We start from the raw sequence: 20,199 nt of genomic DNA, 5'->3' as shown, positions 1-20,199 counted from the left end.
AGGATAGGGACCGTGCCGCCCCGCTCACCGCTCCCACCCCGCCACGGGCTGCAGTCGGCCTGGGTGCGCACCCCCGACCGCGGCCCGGGGCCTCCGCTCTGGGCGACGATGCGAGAGTGGTTGCGCCACAAGCTCCCCGACGAGGTGCCGGTCGAGAGCATGCTCGCAGCAGGGCGATTCGTCGACGATCATGGCCGGGCGTGGACGGGGGACGAGCCCTACCGACCGCACACCTTCGTCTGGTTCCACCGCGACCTGCGCGAAGAACCGCCGGTGCCAGGCGAGCTCACGATCCTGCACCAGGACGAGCGACTCGTCGTCGTCGACAAGCCCCACTTCCTGTCCACCATCCCGCGGGGCCGCCACGTCACCGAGTCGGTCGTCGTCAAGGCTCGACAGCTGCTCCACCTGCCGGAGCTCGGCCCCGCCCACCGGCTCGACCGCCTCACCGCCGGCGTCCTCGTCCTCACCACCGAGCGCCGGTGGCGCGCCCCCTACCAGCGGATGTTCGAGCAGCGCGTTCCCGTCAAGACCTACGAGGCCATCGCCGGGTGCCGCCCCGACCTGCCGCTGCCCACCGTGCGGCGCTCCCACATCGTCAAGGAGCGCGGCGTCCTCACCGCGCACGAGGTCCCGGGGCGGCCCCCCAACGCCGAGACCCTCGTCGAGCTCCTCGAGGCGCGAGGCGGTCTCGCGGCATACCGGCTGCGGCCGCGGACCGGCCGCACCCACCAGCTGCGGCTGCACCTGAGCGCGCTCGGCATCCCCATCGTCGGCGACCCGCTCTACCCCACCGTCCTGCCCGATGCCGTCGACGACTTCACCGAGCCACTGCGGCTGCTCGCCCGCACCCTGGAGTTCGTGGACCCCGTGGACGGCCACGAGCGCAGGTTCGACAGCCGCCGTGAGCTGGCGTGGCCGCAGCGCCCGTAACCTGGGCCGGTGCAGTGCGACTACTTCGACGCCGGCCGGTGCCGCTCGTGCACCCTGATGGGGGTGCCCTATGCCCCGCAGCTCGCCGACAAGCAGCGGACCGTCGAGGCGGCGCTCGCCGGTCGCGTCCCCGGCTCCGCCTGGCACACCCCGCATGCCAGTCGTGAGAGCGGTTTTCGCAACAAGGCCAAGCTGGTCGTGGGGGGCACCACGGCAGCCCCGACCATCGGCATCCTCGACCGCGGCGGCGAGGGCGTCGACCTGCGCGGCTGCGGCCTCTACGAACCCGGCCTGCACCAGGCGGTGCTCACCCTCGCCGAGCTCCTCCCCGAGCTCGGGCTCCAGCCGTATGCCGTCCCCCGCCGCCAGGGTGAGCTCAAGCACCTGCTCGTGACGCACTCCCCCACCGGTCAGCTCATGATCCGCTTCGTGCTGCGCTCCACCAACCAGCTGGGCCGGCTGCGGCGGGGGCTGCCCGCGCTGCTGGCGGCGCTGCCGACGACCCGCGTGGTCTCGGTCAACCTGCAACCGGCGCACGCCGCGATCCTCGAGGGCGACGACGAGCTGGTCCTCACGCCGGAGGACACCCTCCCCATGCCCGTGGGCGGGGTGACGCTGCACCTGGGGACACGCAGCTTCTTCCAGACCAACACCGCGGTCGCGGCGGCGCTCTACCGCCAGGCCGGCGACTGGATCCAGGCGGCCGCCCCCCGCCTGCTGTGGGACCTCTACTGCGGCGTCGGCGGATTCGCCCTCAACGCCGCCCGCCGGGGCGCGGTGGCGCAGGTTCTGGGCATCGAGGCGTCGGCCGAGGCGATCCGCAGCGCCCGCCGCTCCGCCGCCGAGCTGGGCCTCGCCTCAGCGGACTTCGTCACCGGCGACGCGACCGTCCTTGCGGCGCAGGCAGATCCACAGCCCGACCTCGTCGTCGTCAACCCGCCCCGCCGCGGCATCGGCGCCGACCTGGCCGGCTGGCTGGAGCGGTCCGGCGCCACCTCGGTCGTCTACTCCAGCTGCAACCCCACGACGCTCGCCCGCGACCTCGACGCCATGCCGTCGTGGCGGGTTGCGGACGCACGCCTCTTCGACATGTTCCCGCAGACGGACCATGCCGAGGCGCTCGTCCGGCTCGAGCGCTGAGCCGGCCATGATCCCGTGGGAGGATCGACGGGTGCCTCCCGTCATACGGCCGCTGACCCTGGACGACGTCCCTGAGCTCACCGCGCTGCTCGTCGACAGCCGCGAGCACCTGGCACCCTGGGACCCGCTGCGCCCTGAGCGGTTCTTCACCGAGGCGGGGCAGCGGGAGATGGTGCGGCTGGCGATCACCGAGCGCGAGGGCGGCCGGATGGGTCCCTACGCCATCGTCGCAGCGGACGGCCGACTGGCGGGGCGCATCAACCTCAACAACGTCGTCCGCGGCGCGGGTCAGTACGCCAGCATCGGCTACTGGGTGGGGGCGCCCTTCGTGCGGCAGGGCCTCGCGACCCAGGCGGTCTCGCAGCTGTGCACGACCGCCTTCGAGCAGTGGGGGCTGCACCGGCTCGAGGCGGGGACCCTGCTGCACAACGTCGCCTCGCAGCGCGTCCTGGAGCGCAACGGCTTCGAGCTCTACGGCCTGGCCCGCAAGTACGTCATGATCGCCGGCCGCTACCAGGACCACCGCCTCTACGAGCTCCTCGCCCCCGAGCTGCGCTGACGGACCCGCTATTGAAGTGGGCCTCCACCGGGTTGACTGGTTCAGGTACGGTTGACTGTTTTCAGTGCAACTGCCATCCAGATCCCCCACGCATGATGGGTGTGCGCGTGTGGAACGGCAGCGTCACCCTCGGGTTGTGAAACATGAAGATATTAGGCGTTCTTGGCATTCTTTCGGCCGTGGTGTTGGCGTGCTGCTCCTGCGGATCGTCCCGCGCCATGAATGTACCCAAGTCAGTGACTCCCGCTCCGGAGAATTCTGCCTCATCATCAGCCTCATGCTCCCTCACCAGTGTCAAGACAGCTGCGCCGTTGACTCACAACACTGCAGAGACGCTGCCGGGCTCGCAGATCAGGGTATGCATCGTGAACACCAGCCCCCAAAGCACTCAGGTGCGTGAACAAACTGTGCTGGCACCCACTGACGGCGCGAAAGAATGGGCTCGAAGGCTGGCTGTAGATGGGGGCCCGCTGCGCGCTGGCGTCACCGTATCGTCGAACACTCGGACCTACGTCGAGGTCCACGGTGAGTGGCTCGAGGGAAGGTCCACCATGGCCAGCCCGTAGTTCTGGTCGTCCTCAGCTCGGATCACGGTCGTCCGCGCGAGAGCCCATGCCCGCGATCGCCGCCATCCCCGACATAGTCTGACAAGATCACCCGCCCGCCCGCGTCCACAGGTCATCGGAGACCCGCAGCTCGGCAGCATCAGCCGGCCATCACCAGGACCACCCCCTCTACGAGCTCTCCCATACGGCGCCTCGCCGCGCGACAATGGGTCGGGTGACGATGGCAGGACGACGGCTTCGTCAGGAGGCGCGATGACGGTGCGACCACCCGCCGTGGCGGGCAGCTTCTACCCGGCCGACCCCGACCAGCTCCGGGCCCAGGTCGACGACCTGCTCGACCACGCCCCGGGGGCGGGCTCGCACCGCGCCGTCGTGGCCCCCCACGCCGGCTACGTCTACTCCGGGTCGACCGCCGCCGTCGCCTACCACGCGCTGCGCTGGGACGACGTGGCCCAGGTCGCGATCCTCGGCCCCACCCACCGCGTCCCGGTCCGCGGGATCGCCGCCCCGCAGAGCACGACCTGGCGCACCCCGCTCGGCGACGTCGCCGTGACGATCCCCGACGCCGTCGCCGCGCTCCCCCACGTCGTCCGCGACGAACGCGTCCACGCCCCCGAGCACTCCCTCGAGGTGCACGTCCCCTTCGTCCAGCGGCTGCGACCGCACGCCACCGTCACCCCGCTCGCGGTCGGTCGCGCCGACGAGCACGAGGTGGCCGGCGTCCTGGACGTGCTGCTCGCCGACCCCGCCACCGCCGTGATCATCAGCTCCGACCTGTCCCACTACCTGCCGTATGCCGACGCCCGCCGCCTCGACGACCAGACCCTCGCGCAGGTCACCGGCCTCGACGGCACGATCACCCACGAGCAGGCCTGCGGTGCCACCCCCGTCAACGGGCTCATGGAGCACGCCCGACGCCACGGGCTCGCGCTGCGGACCCTGGCCAGCTGCTCGTCCGGGGACACCGCCGGGGACCGCTCCCGCGTCGTGGGCTACGCCACCCTCGTCCTGGAGGACCGACCGTGAGCAGGCTGCCCGCCGACGCCGAGACCGTGCTGCTGCCGCTGGCCCGCAGCGCCATCGAGCGCGCGGTCGGCCTGGACGCCCCTGTCGCCACTGACCTGCCGCGGTGGTGCCGCGAGGACGGCGCCTCCTTCGTCACCCTGCACCTCGACGGGCGGCTGCGCGGATGCATCGGCAGCCTGTCGGCATACCGGCCTCTCGCCGCGGACGTGAGCCGCAACGCCCGGGCCGCTGCCCTCGACGACCCGCGGTTCGCGCCCGTGACGGCGCAGGAGGCCCCGGACCTGCACCTCGAGGTGTCCGTGCTGAGCAGCCCCGAGCCGCTGCCGGCAGGCTCGGAGGCGGAGGTGGCCGCGCTGCTGCGTCCCGGCGTCGACGGCGTCGTCCTGGAGGGACGGGGCCGTCGCGGCACCTACCTGCCGCAGGTGTGGGCGCAGATCCCGGAGCCGGCGGCGTTCCTGCGCCACCTCAAGGCCAAGGCGGGACTGCCCGCCGACTGGTGGGGTGAGGACGTGCGCGTCTGCACCTACACCGTGCGCTCCTTCGAGGAGGGACAGCCATGAGCGCGACCGCCCGCTACTGGCACACCACCGACGACGGCCGGGTGCAGTGCGACCTCTGCCCACGCGAGTGCCGGCTCCGCGACGGGCAGCGCGGCTACTGCTTCGTGCGGCGCCGGGAGGGGGACGAGCTGGTGCTCACCACCTACGGACGGTCCAGCGGGTTCTGCCTGGACCCGGTCGAGAAGAAGCCGTTGCGTCACTTCTACCCCGGCACCAGCGTGCTGTCCTTCGGGACCGCCGGGTGCAACCTCGGCTGCAAGTTCTGCCAGAACTGGGACATCTCCACGTCGCGCGAGATGGACCGGCTGCAGGACGACGCCACCCCCGCGCAGATCGCCGAGACCGCTCGCGGCTGGCAGGCCGACAGCGTCGCCTTCACCTACAACGACCCGGTGATCTTCGCCGAGTACGCCATCGACGTGGCGCACGCCTGCCACCAGCGGGGGGTGCGGACCATCGCCGTGACGGCGGGCTTCGTGCAGGGGCAGGCGAGGCGCGACTTCTTCGCCCCCATGGACGCCGCCAACGTCGACCTCAAGGGCTTCTCCCCGGAGTTCTACCGCGGGGTCACGGGCGCCCGGCTGGAGACGGTCCTGGAGACGCTGACCTATCTCGTCCACGAGACCGACGTGTGGGTGGAGCTGACCACCCTGCTCATCCCGGGTCACAACGACAGCGTCGACGAGATCACCCGCATGTGCCGGTGGGTGGTCGCCGAGCTCGGGCCCGACGTGCCGCACCACTTCACGGCCTTCCACCCGGACAACCGGATGCGCGACGTCCCCCGCACCCCCGTCGACACCCTCGAACGCGCCCGTCGGATCGCCGTCGACGCCGGTGAGCACTTCGCCTATACCGGCAATGCCCGCAACCCGGAGGGCGACACGACCCGCTGCCCCGGCTGCGGGCTCGCGGTGCTCGAGCGGCGCGGCTACACCGTCACGCGCTACCGGCTGGACGGGCAGGGGCGCTGCGAGCGCTGCAGCACTCCCCTGCCCGGCCGGTACGCCGCCTCCCCCGGCGACTTCGGCACCCGCCGGATCCCGGTGCGCATCGCCCCGCCGGGGATGCGTCGCGCCGGCGGCGGGGCCGTCACTTCAGGCGCTTGACCACGGCCTTGGCGACGCTGGCCGCGCTCTGCGGGTTCTGCCCGGTGATGAGGTTCTTGTCCCGCACCACGTTGTCCTTGAAGGGCACCAGCGCCTTGGTGTACTTCGCGCCGAGCGCCTTGAGCTCCTCGTCGAGGCGGAACGGCACGGCGTCCTGGCGCTTGGCGAGCTTCTCCTCCGGCCAGGAGAATCCGGTGACCTTGCGGCCCTTGATGACCGGGGTGCCGTCCGCGCGGCGAGCCCCGAGGAGCCCCGCCGGGCCGTGGCAGACCGCCGCGACGACCTTGCCCTGGGCATCGAGCTCGGCCACGAGGGACGCGAGCGCCTCGCTGGTCGGGAAGTCGAACATCGTCCCGTGGCCGCCGGTGAGGTAGATCGCGTCGATGTCGTCGGCGGACACGTCCGCGATGCTGACCGTCGCGTCGAGCAGCGACATGAACGCCGGGTCGGCGTAGCGGTCGCCGGTGCCGCCACTCTTGAGCATCAGCGTGGACAGGCTCTCGGGGTCCAGCGGCACCATGCCGCCGTCGATGCTGGCGATGACGACGTCGTGACCGGCGTCGGTGACCACGTCGTAGAAATGGGTCAGCTCACCCAGCCACAGCCCCGTGCGGTAGCCGGCGGTCGTGTAGCGGGGGGTGCTGGACGTCACGATGAGGATGCGTCGGGGGTTCTTGGTCATGGTGTCCCGGCATACCCAGGGAGCATTGGTGGCAGTCCCCGGCCGGGCTCGGTCGCGTCACCCGGCTCCCGGGCCTGGTGAGCACTAGGTTGGGGACCGTGCCGTCCGCCGTCCGCGTCCCCACCGTTGCCGCCGTCCCCGTCGTCCTCGGTCTGTGCTCCCTCGCGCTCGTGCTCGCCGTCTCGGGCTGCGGAGCCCCCGTGACGACGGCGAGCAGTCGGGCCGGGGCCACGCTGGTGACCTACACCGGCACCCCGGCGGGCGTCGCCACCAGCCGGACCACGGCGCTCGTGTCGCGCAGCGACCGCGGCTGCTTCCTGCTCGACGGCTTCCCGCTGACCTTCCCCGCCGGGTCCCGCTGGGGGTCCGACGACGGCACGGTGGTGCTGCTGCCGTCGGGTGCGGACGTGCGGGCCGGCGACGTGGTGTCGGGGATGGTGGCCACCGTGGCGCCGCTGCCCGACCTCGCGAGCTATGACTGCGGCGTCGCCGTGAGCGACCCGGTCCGGGGGCTGGTCGGCAGCGTCACGGTGCAGCCCCGCCAGTGACTCCCGGGTGGCACTCGGGTGTCCACCAGCTGCGCTGCACGATCCGCCACAGGCCGCACGGCTGCGTCGACCCTGCCCGCACCCCGAGGCACAGGCAGACCGCCCCGATCGGACCGTCCCACGCCACCGCCAGCAGCCGCGGGTCCACCTCGTATCCCCGCAGGTGCACCTCGCAGTCGCAGCCCGCCCCGCGGGCCTGCATCCGCCGCTCGAGCCGGCTCGCCCGAGGTGCGCGCTGCTCGCGCCAGGTCTCCACCCACCGCCAGGTCCCGTCGCACCCGAACCGGTCCACCATCCGCCCCACGTAGCAGACCACGCACTCCTGCGCCCGCACGCCCATCAGCTCGAGGACGATCGCGCTGCCGGTCTGGCTCGTCGCCGTCATGTCCCACCTCCTGGCAGCCCATGCTGGTCCAGACCGGGGCTCGGCTGCAGAGCACGGGCCGCAGCCTGTGGACAGCGGGCTCGGGACCGAGGCGGGCTGTGGACAACCCGCCTCAGACGCGGACCACGGCCACCGGCGCCTGCGAGGTCTGCAGCAGCTGGCGGCTCGTCGAGCCCAGCAGCATCCCGGCGAAACCACCCCGCCCACGACTGCCCACCACGACCAGGGACGCCCCGCGCGAGGCCTCGGTCAGCGCGGAGACCGAGGTGCTGCGCACGATCCGGTGCTCCACCGGCACGTCGGGGTGCGCCGCTCGGGGGTGCTCCAGCACCCGGGTGACCAGCTGCGACTGCTGCTCGCGCATCGAGGTGTAGGGCTCCGACCCCTCCTCGGTCGGCACCACGCCGCCGTGGAAGGACAGCGTCCAGGCATGCACGGCCACGACCGGGACGCCGCGCCCGTCGGCCTCCGCCAGCGCGAACGCCGCCGCCCGGGCGCTCTCGGCCGAGTCGTCGACCCCGACCACCACCGGCCCCTGCGGGTCGGTGTGCTCGCACCGGTCGGGCACCACGACGACGGGGCAGTGCCCGTGGGCCGCCACCGCCCCGGACACGCTGCCGAGCAGCAGCCCGGGCCAGCCCCCGGCGCCGCGGGACCCGACCACGACCAGCGTGGCGTGCCGTGACGCCTCGATGAGCGCGGCCGCCGGGCTGCCGAAGACCCCCTGGGTGGTGACGTCCAGGTCGGGGTGCCGCCGGCGCACGAGCTCGGCGGCCTCGTCGAGGAGACGCTCGGTGCTCTCCCGGAGCACGTCGTCCAGGCCAAAGGTCCAGCCGGCCTCCGACGGGGCGGGCACGGCCAGCTCCTGCGCCATCACGAGGACCAGGGTGGCTCGGCGCCCCTCGGCCTCCCGCGCCGCCCACTCCAGGGCGGGTCGGGCTCCGCTGGACCCGTCGACCCCCACGACGACCCGGTCCGTGCCGGTGCTCTCGATGCTCATGGCTCCTCCTCGACGTCGTCGTCGCAGTGCCGGGGGTGCTCCGTCACGACGGTCGGGAGTCGTCCCCGGTGCGTCCTTCGATGGTAGCGATGGGGGACCCGAGCTTCACGGTGCACCCCACCGTGCACAGCCGGTCATGGGACATCCGGATGGCCCGCGGCAGCATCCGGCGGGCCTCGTCCCCGGCCTCCCCCTCGGGGAAGGTGACCTCCCAGCGCACGCTGAGCCCCTGCATCTGCGCCACGCCGTCGACGGTCACCTTGTCACCCCCCACCTCCACCGCGAACCCGGTGGGCTCGGCGCGCCGGGACGTGAGGTGGTCCACGTCGATCATCGTGCACCCGCCGATGGCCGCCAGCAGCAGCTCCACGGGCGTGAAGTCGTCGGTGTCGCCGCTGCCCACCGCCAGCGTGCCGCCGCGGACGTTGGTGGCGGTGTAGGCCCCGAGCGCGTCGCGCGCCAGGGTGACCGAACGGTGGTTGTCAGCGTGCTGCGGCGTCGTCATGGGGGCTAGCCTGCCACCGTGAGCAACGACACCGGCGCCCGCCCCGTCCCCGAGGGACGCCTCGTCCTGCTGCGCCACGGGGAGACCGAGTGGTCCCGCGCGATGAAGCACACCGGCCTGACCGACGTCCCCCTCACCAGCGCGGGCGAGGAGGCCGCCCGCCGGTCCGCCCCCCTGCTGGCGGAGTTCGACTTCGGCCTGGTGCTCGTCTCCCCCAAGGAGCGCGCCCGCCGGACCGCCGAGCTCGTGGGCCTGACGAGCAGCACCGTGGAGCCCAACCTGGTGGAGTGGGACTACGGCGGCTACGAGGGCCGGACCACCACGGAGATCCGCGAGGAGCTCGGCTACGACTGGACGGTGTGGGAGGACGGCGTGGTCCCCGGCGACAGCCCCGGCGAGTCGATCGAGCAGGTCGCCGCCCGCGCCCGCGCCGTCATCGACCGGGTCATGCCGGTGCTCGAGGAGGGCAAGGACGTCGCCCTCGTCGGCCACGGCCACACCAACCGCGTGCTCACCAGCGTGTGGCTGCGCACCGAGCCCCGCTTCGGCGCCCAGCTCGAGCTCGACGCCGGCTCGATCTGCGTGCTCGCCTACGAGCGCCACTTCCCCTCGATCGCCCGCTGGAACCAGCCCGCCCCCGCCTGACCGCTCCCCTCCCCGACTGCTCCCCCCTCCGAGTGCCTCCCCGCCGGACCGCAGCGGTCCGGCAAGGCCGTATGCCGCCCGCGCGGGGGCGGCGGCATACGGGCGGTCAGCGCGGGAGGGTCCAGGTGTGGACCGGCTCGCCCTCGTGCATGAGCTCGATGTAGCGGTAGAGCATGCGCCGCAGCGCCTCGTCCCGGTTGGCGCCGCGCTCCTGCAGCCGGTCCACGCACGCGACCTGCCAGGACGCGCCGTTGCGCTCGGCCTTGCAGCGCTCCTCGATGATCCCGAGGTAACGGTCGCGGACCTTGGCCGAGACGCCCCAGCCCTCCAGGCCGGAGTCCGCGAGCGGCAGCAGGTGCCGCAGCACCAGCTCGTCGACGGGCACGTCACCGCGCCCGGGCCAGTAGAGGTTGGCGTTGAAGCCGCGCCGGGCGCCGGCGAAGAAGTTCTCCTTGGCCGCGGTGAAGCTCATCTTGGACCACAGCGGGCGCTCCTCGCTGACGAGCGCGTTGACCAGGCCGTAGTAGAACGCGGCGTTGGCGATCGTGTCGGCGACGGTCGGGCCGGCGGGCAGGACGCGGTTCTCCACGCGCAGGTGCGGCCTGCCGTCGACGGTGTCGTAGATCGGCCGGTTCCAGCGGTAGACAGTGCCGTTGTGCAGCTTGAGCTCGGACAGCGCGGGCGCCTCCCCCGTCTCCAGGACCTGCACCGGGTCCTCGTCGCTGACCTCGGGCAGCAGCGCCGGGAAGTAGCGGACGTTCTCCTCGAAGAGGTCGAAGATCGAGGTCACCCACCGCTCCCCGAACCACACCCGGGGCCGCACCCCCTGGTTGCGCAGCTCGATCGGTCGGGTGTCCGTCGCCTGGTGGAAGAGCTGGATCCGGGTCTCGGCCCACAGCTGCTGACCGAAGAGGTAGGGGGAGTTGGCGCCCACCGCGAGCTGCACGCCGGCGATGGCCTGGGCGGCGTTCCAGAACGCCGCGAAGTCCCGCGGCGCGACCTGCAGATGGCACTGCACCGACGTGCACGCCGACTCCGGGGCGATGGTGTCGACGAAGGTGGCGATGCGCTCCCCGCTGCGCCCCTCGATGTCCAGGATCAGATCCTCGCCGCGGGCCTCCATGATGGCCTCGTCGAGCGCGAGGTAGCGCGGGCTGGGCGTCAGGCTGTCCCGGTCGAGGTGCTCCTTGAGCAGGGTCGGCAGAATCCCCACGAGCACGATGTCCGTGTCGCCCGTCTTCTGCCGCGCGGCGCCGACGTGCTTGCGCAGCGTCTCCTCGAGCACGTGCAGGCGGTCCCCCGCGAGCGGCTGGGGCTCGAGGTTGAGCTCGATGTTGAAGCGCGCCAGCTCGGTCTGGAACACCGGGTCGTCGATGGCCTCCAGCACGACGTCGTTGGTCATGCTGGGGCGCTGGTCGGCGTCCACGAGGTTCATCTCCACCTCGAGACCGGCCATCGGCGCGCTCGTCTCGAAGTCGCGGTGGCTGAGCATGCGCTCGAGCACGTCCAGGCACTGCCTCACCTTCTCGCGGTAGCGCTGGCGCAGCTCGCGGGCGTTGAGCCCGGCCGTGATCTCCTGACCCATGGCGCATAGGGGAACACATGCGGGGCCGCTGCGCCCGTCGTGTCCGGGTCCCGGCGCGTCTCAGCCGTATGCCGCAGCCTCGGTGCCGACCAGCCGTGCCGCCGCCGTGCCGCTGCCGTGCTGCCGTCTCGCGGCACGTCTCCCAGGGTCTGTCGGTGGTCGCTCCTAGAGTGCGAGACATGCGGATGCTGCACACCTCGGACTGGCACCTCGGCCGCTCCTTCCACCACGTCGGCCTGCTGCCCGCGCAGGAGATGTTCGTCGACCACCTCGTCGACGTCGTGCGCTCGGAGCGGGTCGACGTCGTGGCGGTGGCCGGGGACGTCTACGACCGGGCGCTGCCCGCGCCGCAGACCGTGGCGCTGCTGTCCGACGCGCTGTGGCGGATCACTGATGCCGGCGCCCAGGTGGTGCTGGCGAGCGGCAACCACGACTCCGCGGTCCGGCTCGGCTTCGGTGGCCGGCTGCTGGAGCGCTCCGGGGTGCACCTGCGCACCACCGTCGCCGACCTCGCCCGGCCCATCGACGTGGCCGGCACCCGCATCTACGCCCTGCCCTACCTCGAGCCGACCGTGGTGGCCGCCGAGCTGGACGAGTGCGAGCGATCGCACCACGGGGTCCTGTCCACCGCGCTGTCGCGGGTCGCGCGCGACGCCGAGCGGCACGAGGGCCCGGTCGTGGTGCTCTCCCACGCGTTCGTCACCGGCGGGGAGGCCAGCGACAGCGAGCGCGACATCGCGGTGGGGGGCGTCGGCGACGTCCCGTTGTCGCTGTACCGCGAGGCCGACTACGTGGGGCTGGGTCACCTGCACGGGCGGCAGACCCTCGACGAGCGGGTCCGCTACTCCGGGTCGCCGATCGCGATGAGCTTCTCCGAGGCCCGGCACACGAAGTCCTCCTGGTTGGTGGACCTGCCCGAGCGCCGCGGCGAGGCGCTGCACGTGGAGGGGGTGACCGCGCCGGTGCACACCCCGCTGGCGATCCTGCGCGGCGAGCTCGACGAGCTGCTGCGCGCCCCGGAGCACCAGGCCGCGGAGCGGTCCTACTGCCAGGTGACCTTGACCGACCAGGTGCGCCCGCTCGACGCGATCGACAAGGTCCGGGCGCGGTTCCCGCTGACCCTGTCGTTGCAGTTCGACCCCCAGGGCCTGCCGCAGCGGGAGCAGGCCAGCTATGCCTCGCGGGTGCGCGTGGCCAGCGACCTGGAGCTGGTCGACGGTTTCCTGGAGCACGTCCGTGGAGGCGCGGCGGCGAGCCGTGCCGAGCAGGCGGTGGTCCGGCAGGCGGTGGAGGCCGTGCGGGTCTCGACCAGCGGGGAGGGGACACGATGAGACTGCACTCGCTGCGGGCGACGGCGTTCGGGCCGTTCGCGGACACGGTGGAGGTCGACCTGGACGCGTTGGGGGCGGCCGGGCTGTTCCTGATCAACGGGCCGACGGGCGCCGGCAAGACCTCGCTGCTCGACGCGATCTGCTTCGCGCTCTACGGCGACATCCCGGGAGCCCGCCCCAAGGGCGCGCTGCGGTCGGACCACGCCCCGCTCGACGTGGTGCCGCAGGTCGAGCTGGAGTGGTCCGTCGGGGCGCGCCGGCTGCGGATCGTCCGCTCCCCCGAGTTCGAGCGCCCCAAGAAGCGGGGCTCCGGCACCACCAGGCAGCAGCACAAGGTCGTGATGACCGAGCTCGTCGACGGCGCCTGGGTCGACCGGGGCTCCGGGCGGGCCGACGAGGTGGCCGCGCTGGTGCGCGAGCTGCTGGGGCTCGGGCTGGAGCAGTTCGCGACGGTGGTGCTGCTCCCCCAGGGCGACTTCGCCCGGTTCCTGCGCGCCTCGACCGAGGACCGGGCAGCGATCCTGCAGCGGCTCTTCGACACCGGTCGCTTCGAGCAGGTGCAGCGGTGGCTCGAGGGGCACCGGCGCGACGCCGAGGCCGAGGTGCGGGACGGCCGCGAGGAGCTGCGGTCGACGCTGACGCGGGTCAACGACGCCGCGGCCCAGGTGCTGTCCGTGCTCCCCGACCCCGAGGCGGAGGAAGGGGGCTCTGGTGACCTCGCAGCGCCGGGTGGTGCCAAGCTCGTGGCGCCGTCGGCTGGGGAGCACGCGGCGCCGGGTGGTGCCGAGCTCGTGGACCCGGACGCCACCGACCCGGAGGTCGTCGGCGGCGCCCTCGCGCGGCTCGTCGAGACCGTCGCGCAGGTCGTGGAGCAGGTCGAGCAGGAGGCCGGCGGGCACGAGGCCCGGCGCGAGCGGGCGGCCGCGGCCGACGAGGCGGGCCGGCGGGTGGTCGAGCTCCGCCGCAAGGGCGACGCCGCCACCCGTTCCGCCACGGACCTGCTGGCCCGCGCCGAGGACATCGAGTCGGCGCGGCAGCGGGTGCAGGAGGCCGCCCAGGCCGGCGAGCTCCTCCCCTACGTGGTGGCCGCGACCGACCGGGCCGCCGCGGCCGCCGCCGCCCGGGACGAGCGTGACCTCGCCCTGGCGGCGTTGCCGGACGCGCTGCGGGCCGCGCTGGGCGGCACGGCGCGGCCGCACGAGGCACTGCCCGGCGCCGAGGCGTTGCGCGCGCTGGACGAGCAGGTGGAGGCCGCCGCCGAGGTCGCGGGCCGGCTCGGCGAGCAGGTCGTCCGTGCCCGCGCGACCGTGGGCACCGTGGACGAGGCCCACGCCGCCCTCGCCAGGTCCGCCACGCGCGTGGAGCAGGCCGAGCTGGGGGTGACCGTCACCCGAGACGCCCTGACGTCCGCCAAGGCCGACGTCGCTGCCCTGACCGCCGAGGCCCACGACGAGGCCGGGTTGCGGGCCCGGGTGCAGCAGCTCGAGGAGGCGGGGACCCGGCTCGAGACGGTGGCGCGCGACGCCACGTCCGTGGAGCGTGCGACGACCGCCGCCGAGCAGGCGACGAAGGAGCGGACCCGGCAGCAGCAGCTGCTCGCCGACCTGCACCGCGCCCGCGCCGACGGCCTCGCGGCCGAGCTGGCCCTGGACCTCACCGACGGCGACCCCTGCCCGGTGTGCGGCGCCACCGAGCACCCGCTCCCTGCGACGGGTGACCGGGCCGAGCGGGTCACCCAGGACGCGGTCCAGGAGGGCGAGGCGGCCCTGGGGGCGGCGCAGTCCCGGGAGACCGCCGCCCTGGCCGGGCTCGAGTCCGCTCGCGCCACACTGACCGCCCACGAGCAGGACCTGCAGGACCGCCTGTCGGCCCTCGACGACCTGCCCCGGGACGGCGTGGCCGCCGCGCTGACGACGGCGCGGGCCGAGCATGCCCGGGCGAAGGCTGCCGGAGCACGGCTCGAGGCGGCGACGCGCGCGGTTGCCGCCGCCGAGGCCGGGGTGGACCGGGCCGGTCAGGACCACGCCAGGGCGACCGCCGAGCTGGCCGCCGCCCGGTCGCGGCTGGCCGAGGTGGAGTCCCGCCGGGACGACGAGCGCACGCAGGCCTGGCGGCTGCTCGACGCCCTGGTCGCGGTCGACGCGCTGGCCTTGGAGCCGGTGGCCGCCGACGACCCGCGTCGTGAGGCACCGCCCGACGACCGGTTGCTGCGGTCCGTGGTCACCGTGGTGCGGGACGCGGTCGAGGGGCTGCGCCGCGTGCACGAGACCCGGCGGACGGCGGACCACGCCTCTCAGGAGGAGACCGCAGCGGCCGAGGCCCTGGCGCAGCGGCTGGCCGAGCCCGACTTCGCCGACGCCGCGGCGGTGCGCGCCGCCGCCCTCCCCCGGCCGAGCGGGCACGGCTGCAGCGTGAGGTCGCCGAGCACGACCGCGCCCTGGACGCTGCCCGCGTGGTGCTGGCCGACCCCGAGGTCGCTGCCGCGCTGGAGGCCGAGATCCCGGACCTCGCCGCCCTGGCCGAGGAGCTCGCTGCCGCGCGGACGACGGCGCGGGAGGCGGCCGGTCGTGTCGGCCTCGCCCGCAGCGGCGCGGAGGCGTTGCAGCGGCATACGGCCGCGGTGAGGGACCTGCTGGACCGGCTGGGGCCGGCCGTGCACCGAGCCGAGGTGATCCGCGAGGTCGCCGACACCGTCGCCGGGGTCGGCGCCAACAACGTCAAGCGCATGAGCCTGCCCACCTACGTGCTCGCCGCGCGGCTGGAGGAGGTGGTGGCGCTCGCCAACCAGCGGCTCTCCCGGATGACCGACGGGCGCTACGAGCTGCGGCACTCCGACGAGCTGGCCCGGCACGGTGCCCGCAGCGGTCTCGGCCTGCAGGTGGTCGACGCGTGGAGCGGGAAGGCTCGCGACACGGCGACGCTGTCCGGAGGCGAGACGTTCATGGCATCGCTCGCGCTGGCCCTCGGGCTCGGCGACGCGGTCCGCGCGGAGAGCGGCGGGATCGACCTGGACACGCTCTTCGTGGACGAGGGCTTCGGGACCCTGGACGAGCAGGCGCTCGAGCAGGTCATGGAGGTCCTCGACGGCCTGCGCGAGGGAGGTCGCAGCGTGGGCATCATCAGCCACGTCCTCGAGCTGCGCCAGCGCATCCCGGCCCAGCTCCGGCTGCAGCGTGGCCACCGGGGGTCCAGCCTGGAGGTGCGCGCCGAGCCCGACGTCGCCTAGGTCGAGGAGGGCGCCGAGCTGGCGTGGTCCGGTCGCCCGGTCCGGTCAGCGCTGGTCGTGCAGGACGACGTCGAGCCACGTCTGCGGACCCAGGGCGCGAAGGTCCAGGACGTGAGCGTCCAGGGCGTGAGCGTCCAGGGCGTGAGCGTCCAGGGCGTGACGGTCCGAGGCGACGTGCTGGACGTAGGTCGGGTCCGGCAGGAATCTCACGCTGGTCCCGGTCACCGAGCCTGGCGGGCCGTGCGGGGACGGGTCGTCCACCTCGGTCAGCAGGGTCGTCGGCGCCCCGTGGTCGTAGCGCTGCGACCACGTCCCATCACCTCGACGGTTGGTGTGCACCAGCCACCGCGACACGGCCGACACCGACGACATCCCCGCCCGCGGCAGACCGTCCGCGAGCCGTGGCGCCTGCTCGGGGTCGACGAACCGCACGTCCGGCGTGGCCATCACGGGCTTGCGCACGACCCGTCCCGCGTCGTCGCGACGCGTGTCGGTCCCCCGCCCGTCGTCGCTGATCTCCACGGAACCATCCGCGTGCCACGCCACCACCGCACGACCGCGACGCCCCAGGGCCTGCGCCTCGTCGCTCGGGTAGGCGAGCACCTCGAGCAGCAGGTGACGCAGGCTGACGCCTCCCTGGGCCGCCGCGCGGGCGCGCTGCTCGGCGAGGTGCCCGTGGTCGATCGAGGTGCCCCAGTCGTGGGTCGTCGTCAGCCAGTCGTGTGTCGGGCGCCCGAACCGCGCCGTCAGGTGCCACAGCTGCTTGATGCTCTGCGGGTGGTGCCGGCCGGTGCGCGCCGCCGCGCCGATGATCGCCGCGTCGAGGAGGCCGTCCCGCGCGATCGCTCGCCCCACGGCCGTCGCGTCCGGGTCCCGGTACGACCGGCGGCGTTCCAGCTCGGAGAGGGTGAGAACCCGGCCCTCGTGCCACTCGACCGGGACCCCGAGCCCCATGGCCGACTCCTCGACCTCGGTGCCCCGGTATGCCGGGTCGAGCACCACCGCCTCGACGTCCTCCGCCAGGGCCACGACGCCGTGCACGTGAGCCTCGACGTAGTCGTCGAGGATCCCACCCTGCTCAGCCTCCTCCTGCTCCGAGCGGCACTGCGCCACGACGCTGTCGAAGGCGTCCGCGAGCGGCAGCAGGGCAAACCGTCGGGCGGTGCCGAAGTCGCTGGGCTCCCGGAACGAGTCCGGGAAGCAGAAGGTGGCCCGGTCCAGGACGTGCTCGGCGAGCCGCAGGTGCGACGACCCGAAGCGGACCGCCCCGCCGACCCCGCGACGGCGGTGGTTGAGCGCGCCGTACCGGGGACGCTCGGAGGCGGGCGCGTCGTCATACGCGCTCCCGAAGATCCCTGCCTCGCAACGGAACCGGTCACCACCCACGTGAGCAGTGAGACCACCGTTGCTGGTGCCGGTCTCGAACTGGTTGCGGTAGATGCCTTCTCGCGCCAGGCGGTCCACCACGGTGTCGCCGACCGGCCCGCGGTCCGGGTGGAAGTTGAGCGTGATCCGCAGCGAACGGTCCAGCGGGGGACCGCTGCTCAGCCCCGCGACGTGCGTCACGGCGGCGCGCGCCCACCGGCTCGCCCCCGTCACAGCGGTCCTCGGCGACGACCGTGCGGCGCGGTCACGAGCGCCACTCCCGGGCCAGCAGGCCGTACGTCGCGCCGTCGACCCACCCGTGGTCGGGATGCCAGGAGTCGCGGACGCCGTACTGCTCCAGGCGCAGCCCGAGGCCGGACAGGAGGCGCGCGGAGGCCAGGTTGTCGGCATACAGACCGGCTGTGGCGCGCCGCACCCCGAGCTCGCGGAAGCACCGGTCGAGCCCGGCCGCGGCGATCTCGCGGCCGTAGCCCTGCCCATGGAAGGCCGGGTCGAGGATGTAGCCGATCTCCGCCTCGCAGCCCTGCACGGGCCCGCCTGGTTGGCCGCTGCCGTCCCGCACCTCGACCGTGCAGCTCCCGACGACCCTGCCGCGCAGCCTGGCCACGAAGGACCGGTCGCCCTCCCCCGGCTCCAGCCACGCCCGGCGGAAGGCCTCCGGCTCCACCTGCGCGCGCAGCGTCCAGCGCCCGACCTCGGGCAGGTTGCGATAGCGCAGCATCTGCGCGACGTCGTCCTCGGTCGCGTCGCCGACGACGAGCCGGGCCGTATGCCGCTCCCCCGTCTCCCACGCCACCGCTGGTGGGAGGGGCCGCCGCAGTTCGACGCGCGCCGAGGCGTCCCGGATCTCGGGCAGGCCGCGGGCCTCTCCGTGCCACTCCTCCGCCAGGATCGCGTAGCCATACCCGTCGACCCAGCCGTGCTCGGCGTGCCAGGAGTCCTCGACGCCGTGCTCCTCTCGCCGGAGACGAGCCTTCTCCAGGACCCGCGCGGAGGCGGGGTTGTCGCGGTTGCAGAAGGCCTTGACCCGCCGCAGCCCCAGGTCGTCGAAGGCTGCCGCCACCAGTCCCCGGGTCAGTCGGCTGGCAATGCCCTTCCCGGCGCGATCCGGCCGGACGATGTAGCCGATCAGCCCCTCGACGCCGCTCGGCGTCTCAGGGTGCGCGCCGTGGTCGACGATCTCCAGGAAGCCCATCGCCACCACCTCGCCGTCGAGCTCGACGACGCACGAGTGGTTGGTGTCGCTGGTCGGCGCCCCCAGCCACTCCTGACGGAAGTCCACGGGGTCGACCGAGGTGCGCATCATCCACTCGTTGACGCGAGGATCGTTGCGCCAGAGCAGCATCCCGTCCACGTCGCTCGGCGTCGCGTCGCGCAGGAGCAGGTCGGCGTAGCGCTGCGGCCAGACAGAGTGCATCCACCGACCCTAGCCAGCGGCGACGGCCCGGCGCACGCGGGTAACCCCCGGGCGTCGAGCCCCGAGCACCGCGGTGGCTCAGCGCTGTGGGCTCGGCGTGATCACCAGGTGGTGGGTGCCATCGGCGTCGATGCGGATGTCGACGCTCCCCGTCAGGTCTGCGAGATCGCCGGTCCCCGACCGGGGCACGATCGTGCCCTGCGGGTCCTGCCGGTCCGCGCCGTCGATCGTGGTCGCCGCGTGCCAGAAGTTCACCGTCCCGGTCCGCTTCCCGATGCGCCCCTCGAAGGACTCCATCGCCACATAGCTGCCGGTCGTCGTCTCGGCGTCGAAGGCGAAGACGAACTGCGTGATCGACCGCCCCTCGATCGCGCCCGTGAACTCCTTGACCATGTGCGCGTGCCCGGTCGGCAGCGCCGTCGTCACCTCCGGCGCCCAGTCGACCGGCTGCACCGAGGCCACGGTGAACTCTCCAATGATCTGTGTCATGTCCATGACGGCAGCCTGGCAGGATCGCTACGTGACGTCTTGGACGGACCCGACACGGGACGGCCCGCCCCGCCCGCCGGGGGTCGTCCTGCACCCGGCGCGCCAGGACGCGGTGGCTCCGCCGGTGGCGCTCCCGCCCGGGCCGGCGCTGGCCGTTCTCGTCGAGCGGCACTGGGTGCTCTCGTGGCACCTGCCGGAGCGCACCAGCTTCCCCAGCTCGCTGGTCCCCAACCTCTCCCACAACCTCACCCGAGAGGTGGGGTCGGGTCGGCCGGGCGTGCCGTATGACGCCGTCGTGGTCACCGGCGTCCCGACGCGGCGGTTCGACGTCGACGTGGTGGGGCGGGGCTTCGTCCTCGGGACGAAGTTCCATCCCGGCGCCCTGGCGGCCGTCACCGACGTCCCCGCTGCGGCCCTCACCGACCGCACGGTCCTGGCCACGGACCTGCTGCCCCCCATGGTCGTCGCCGCGTATGCCGGTGTGCGCGACGACGGTGACCCCGCGGCCTTCCGGCATACGGCCGAGGCGGCTCTGGCGCCGCTGCTGGACCGGGTGGACCCGGCGTGGGCCGAGGCTCGCGACCTGGTCGCGCGGATCGCCGAGGACGACGGCCTCACCACCGTGGCCGCGCTCGGCGCGGTGAGCGGGCCGACCGAACGCACCCTGCAACGGCTGTTCCGCCGATTCGTCGGGGTGAGCCCCAAGCAGGCGATCACGCGGTACCGCCTGCAGGACGCCGTCCACGCCCTCGACCGGCGCACCGAGGAGACGCTGGCCGACCTCGCCGCCCGGCTAGGGTTCTTCGACCAGGCGCACCTCGCGCGGGAGTTCACGCGATTCGTCGGGATCGCACCGAGCGCCTACCGAGCCGGCCACCCCGTCCGCGACTGACACCCCTACCGGCGGTAGGTTTTTCGGGCTCCCCGCCCCGCTCCTGCCATTCCCCGTCTCCGCGCCCGTCCCCCGTCTACCTGGCCATCCCCGGTCTCCAGCTGCAGCCCCAGACCGGCACTGCACGCCAAGACCGGGGACACAACCCCAGACCAACACCACCCAGAGACACGCGAGCGGGGCCGGATCCCCGGCCCCGCTCCTGCGTCGCTCGT

Annotated in this window: 20 protein-coding genes; 12 read left to right on the top strand and 8 right to left on the bottom strand. The window is 73.5% G+C overall.

All coding sequences use genetic code 11. The features are described from left to right. Positions 1-12: 12 nt before the first annotated feature. The 6 genes from ADJ73_RS12275 to amrS all read left to right on the top strand — a co-directional run bounded on the left by ADJ73_RS12275 (position 13) and on the right by amrS (position 5,893). Complete coding sequence (locus tag ADJ73_RS12275) at positions 13-933, top strand: pseudouridine synthase (RefSeq protein WP_050348494.1); 921 nt, start codon at positions 13-15, stop codon at positions 931-933. Positions 934-942: 9 nt separating this feature from the next. Then, a complete protein-coding gene (locus tag ADJ73_RS12270) occupies positions 943-2,073 on the top strand; it encodes a methyltransferase domain-containing protein (RefSeq protein ID WP_050348493.1) in 1,131 nt (376 codons plus the stop codon). A gap of 31 nt (positions 2,074-2,104) precedes the next feature. Beyond that, on the top strand, positions 2,105-2,632 hold the full coding sequence (locus ADJ73_RS12265; protein ID WP_253272567.1) for a GNAT family N-acetyltransferase: 528 nt from the start codon (positions 2,105-2,107) through the stop codon (positions 2,630-2,632). An 818-nt stretch (positions 2,633-3,450) separates the two neighbouring features. Continuing rightward, positions 3,451-4,224, top strand: a complete 774-nt coding sequence (amrB, locus tag ADJ73_RS17200; protein ID WP_050348491.1) for an AmmeMemoRadiSam system protein B — start codon at positions 3,451-3,453, stop codon at positions 4,222-4,224. Further along, the gene (gene amrA, locus ADJ73_RS17195) at positions 4,221-4,784 is read left to right on the top strand and encodes an AmmeMemoRadiSam system protein A (RefSeq protein ID WP_050348490.1); all 564 of its coding nucleotides are present in this window, start codon (positions 4,221-4,223) and stop codon (positions 4,782-4,784) included. The genes amrB and amrA overlap by 4 nt, the downstream gene beginning before the upstream one ends. Further along, the gene (gene amrS, locus ADJ73_RS12250; protein WP_050348489.1) at positions 4,781-5,893 is read left to right on the top strand and encodes an AmmeMemoRadiSam system radical SAM enzyme; all 1,113 of its coding nucleotides are present in this window, start codon (positions 4,781-4,783) and stop codon (positions 5,891-5,893) included. Before amrA ends, amrS begins: the two co-directional genes overlap by 4 nt. On the opposite strand, the gene ADJ73_RS12245 is transcribed toward amrS, so the two are convergent. Further along, on the bottom strand, positions 5,877-6,575 hold the full coding sequence (locus tag ADJ73_RS12245) for a type 1 glutamine amidotransferase domain-containing protein (RefSeq protein ID WP_050348488.1): 699 nt from the start codon (positions 6,573-6,575) through the stop codon (positions 5,877-5,879). The genes amrS and ADJ73_RS12245 overlap by 17 nt on opposite strands. Before the next feature lie 98 nt (positions 6,576-6,673). On the opposite strand from ADJ73_RS12245, the gene ADJ73_RS12240 reads away from it, so the two are divergent. Next, complete coding sequence (locus ADJ73_RS12240; RefSeq protein WP_050348487.1) at positions 6,674-7,123, top strand: hypothetical protein; 450 nt, start codon at positions 6,674-6,676, stop codon at positions 7,121-7,123. Here the strand turns inward: ADJ73_RS12240 and ADJ73_RS12235 are convergent. From ADJ73_RS12235 to ADJ73_RS12225, 3 genes are all read right to left on the bottom strand, one after another. Next, positions 7,101-7,508 (bottom strand): DUF2695 domain-containing protein, encoded by a 408-nt coding sequence (locus ADJ73_RS12235; protein ID WP_050348486.1) that lies wholly within the window; start codon positions 7,506-7,508, stop codon positions 7,101-7,103. The genes ADJ73_RS12240 and ADJ73_RS12235 overlap by 23 nt on opposite strands. A 112-nt stretch (positions 7,509-7,620) precedes the next feature. Continuing rightward, positions 7,621-8,508: a universal stress protein gene (locus ADJ73_RS12230; protein ID WP_050348485.1), complete on the bottom strand. Its 888-nt coding sequence runs from the start codon at positions 8,506-8,508 to the stop codon at positions 7,621-7,623. 43 nt (positions 8,509-8,551) lie between these two features. After that, entirely contained in the window at positions 8,552-9,013 is a 462-nt protein-coding gene (locus ADJ73_RS12225; RefSeq protein WP_050348484.1) for an OsmC family protein, read from the bottom strand. An 18-nt stretch (positions 9,014-9,031) separates the two neighbouring features. Here ADJ73_RS12225 and ADJ73_RS12220 point away from each other — a divergent pair, with 18 nt between their 5' ends. Next, positions 9,032-9,658, top strand: a complete 627-nt coding sequence (locus ADJ73_RS12220) for a histidine phosphatase family protein (RefSeq protein WP_050348483.1) — start codon at positions 9,032-9,034, stop codon at positions 9,656-9,658. Positions 9,659-9,764: 106 nt separating this feature from the next. On the opposite strand, the gene ADJ73_RS12215 is transcribed toward ADJ73_RS12220, so the two are convergent. Beyond that, positions 9,765-11,243, bottom strand: a complete 1,479-nt coding sequence (locus tag ADJ73_RS12215) for a glutamate-cysteine ligase family protein (RefSeq protein ID WP_050348482.1) — start codon at positions 11,241-11,243, stop codon at positions 9,765-9,767. A gap of 179 nt (positions 11,244-11,422) precedes the next feature. Here ADJ73_RS12215 and ADJ73_RS12210 point away from each other — a divergent pair, with 179 nt between their 5' ends. The 3 genes from ADJ73_RS12210 to ADJ73_RS17865 all read left to right on the top strand — a co-directional run bounded on the left by ADJ73_RS12210 (position 11,423) and on the right by ADJ73_RS17865 (position 15,800). Next, complete coding sequence (locus ADJ73_RS12210) at positions 11,423-12,574, top strand: exonuclease SbcCD subunit D (protein WP_050348481.1); 1,152 nt, start codon at positions 11,423-11,425, stop codon at positions 12,572-12,574. After that, positions 12,571-15,198, top strand: coding sequence for an AAA family ATPase (locus ADJ73_RS12205; RefSeq protein ID WP_050348480.1), 2,628 nt, complete (start codon positions 12,571-12,573; stop codon positions 15,196-15,198). Before ADJ73_RS12210 ends, ADJ73_RS12205 begins: the two co-directional genes overlap by 4 nt. A gap of 101 nt (positions 15,199-15,299) precedes the next feature. Next, positions 15,300-15,800: an SbcC/MukB-like Walker B domain-containing protein gene (locus ADJ73_RS17865; protein ID WP_156188325.1), complete on the top strand. Its 501-nt coding sequence runs from the start codon at positions 15,300-15,302 to the stop codon at positions 15,798-15,800. Positions 15,801-15,845: 45 nt separating this feature from the next. Here the strand turns inward: ADJ73_RS17865 and ADJ73_RS17340 are convergent, their stop codons facing one another. The 3 genes from ADJ73_RS17340 to ADJ73_RS12185 all read right to left on the bottom strand — a co-directional run bounded on the left by ADJ73_RS17340 (position 15,846) and on the right by ADJ73_RS12185 (position 19,098). Next, positions 15,846-17,399 (bottom strand): DUF3626 domain-containing protein, encoded by a 1,554-nt coding sequence (locus tag ADJ73_RS17340; RefSeq protein WP_156188226.1) that lies wholly within the window; start codon positions 17,397-17,399, stop codon positions 15,846-15,848. Positions 17,400-17,430: 31 nt separating this feature from the next. Then, positions 17,431-18,603, bottom strand: coding sequence for a GNAT family N-acetyltransferase (locus tag ADJ73_RS17335; RefSeq protein WP_216593633.1), 1,173 nt, complete (start codon positions 18,601-18,603; stop codon positions 17,431-17,433). Between the two features lie 78 nt (positions 18,604-18,681). Further along, the gene (locus ADJ73_RS12185) at positions 18,682-19,098 is read right to left on the bottom strand and encodes a DUF3224 domain-containing protein (protein ID WP_253272566.1); all 417 of its coding nucleotides are present in this window, start codon (positions 19,096-19,098) and stop codon (positions 18,682-18,684) included. Between the two features lie 25 nt (positions 19,099-19,123). On the opposite strand from ADJ73_RS12185, the gene ADJ73_RS12180 reads away from it, so the two are divergent. Then, positions 19,124-19,984: a helix-turn-helix domain-containing protein gene (locus ADJ73_RS12180; RefSeq protein WP_156188225.1), complete on the top strand. Its 861-nt coding sequence runs from the start codon at positions 19,124-19,126 to the stop codon at positions 19,982-19,984. Positions 19,985-20,199 lie beyond the last annotated feature (215 nt).

The sequence above is a fragment of the Arsenicicoccus sp. oral taxon 190 genome, from assembly GCF_001189535.1.
Lineage (GTDB): Bacteria > Actinomycetota > Actinomycetes > Actinomycetales > Dermatophilaceae > Arsenicicoccus.
The sequence above is the reverse complement of the archived record's forward strand: the minus strand, read 5'-3'. Positions and strand labels throughout refer to the sequence as shown.

Bases quoted from the DNA above. Each gene is read 5' to 3' on its own strand.
- ADJ73_RS17335 (WP_216593633.1), bottom strand. From the start codon at position 18,603: ATGCACTCTGTCTGGCCGCAGCGCTACGCCGACCTGCTCCTGCGCGAC.
- ADJ73_RS12205 (WP_050348480.1), top strand. From the start codon at position 12,571: ATGAGACTGCACTCGCTGCGGGCGACGGCGTTCGGGCCGTTCGCGGAC.
- ADJ73_RS17865 (WP_156188325.1), top strand. From the start codon at position 15,300: ATGAGCCTGCCCACCTACGTGCTCGCCGCGCGGCTGGAGGAGGTGGTG.
- amrS (WP_050348489.1), top strand. From the start codon at position 4,781: ATGAGCGCGACCGCCCGCTACTGGCACACCACCGACGACGGCCGGGTG.
- ADJ73_RS12225 (WP_050348484.1), bottom strand. From the start codon at position 9,013: ATGACGACGCCGCAGCACGCTGACAACCACCGTTCGGTCACCCTGGCG.
- amrB (WP_050348491.1), top strand. From the start codon at position 3,451: ATGACGGTGCGACCACCCGCCGTGGCGGGCAGCTTCTACCCGGCCGAC.
- ADJ73_RS12210 (WP_050348481.1), top strand. From the start codon at position 11,423: ATGCGGATGCTGCACACCTCGGACTGGCACCTCGGCCGCTCCTTCCAC.
- ADJ73_RS12230 (WP_050348485.1), bottom strand. From the start codon at position 8,508: ATGAGCATCGAGAGCACCGGCACGGACCGGGTCGTCGTGGGGGTCGAC.
- ADJ73_RS12215 (WP_050348482.1), bottom strand. From the start codon at position 11,243: ATGGGTCAGGAGATCACGGCCGGGCTCAACGCCCGCGAGCTGCGCCAG.
- ADJ73_RS12185 (WP_253272566.1), bottom strand. From the start codon at position 19,098: ATGGACATGACACAGATCATTGGAGAGTTCACCGTGGCCTCGGTGCAG.
- ADJ73_RS12245 (WP_050348488.1), bottom strand. From the start codon at position 6,575: ATGACCAAGAACCCCCGACGCATCCTCATCGTGACGTCCAGCACCCCC.
- ADJ73_RS12235 (WP_050348486.1), bottom strand. From the start codon at position 7,508: ATGACGGCGACGAGCCAGACCGGCAGCGCGATCGTCCTCGAGCTGATG.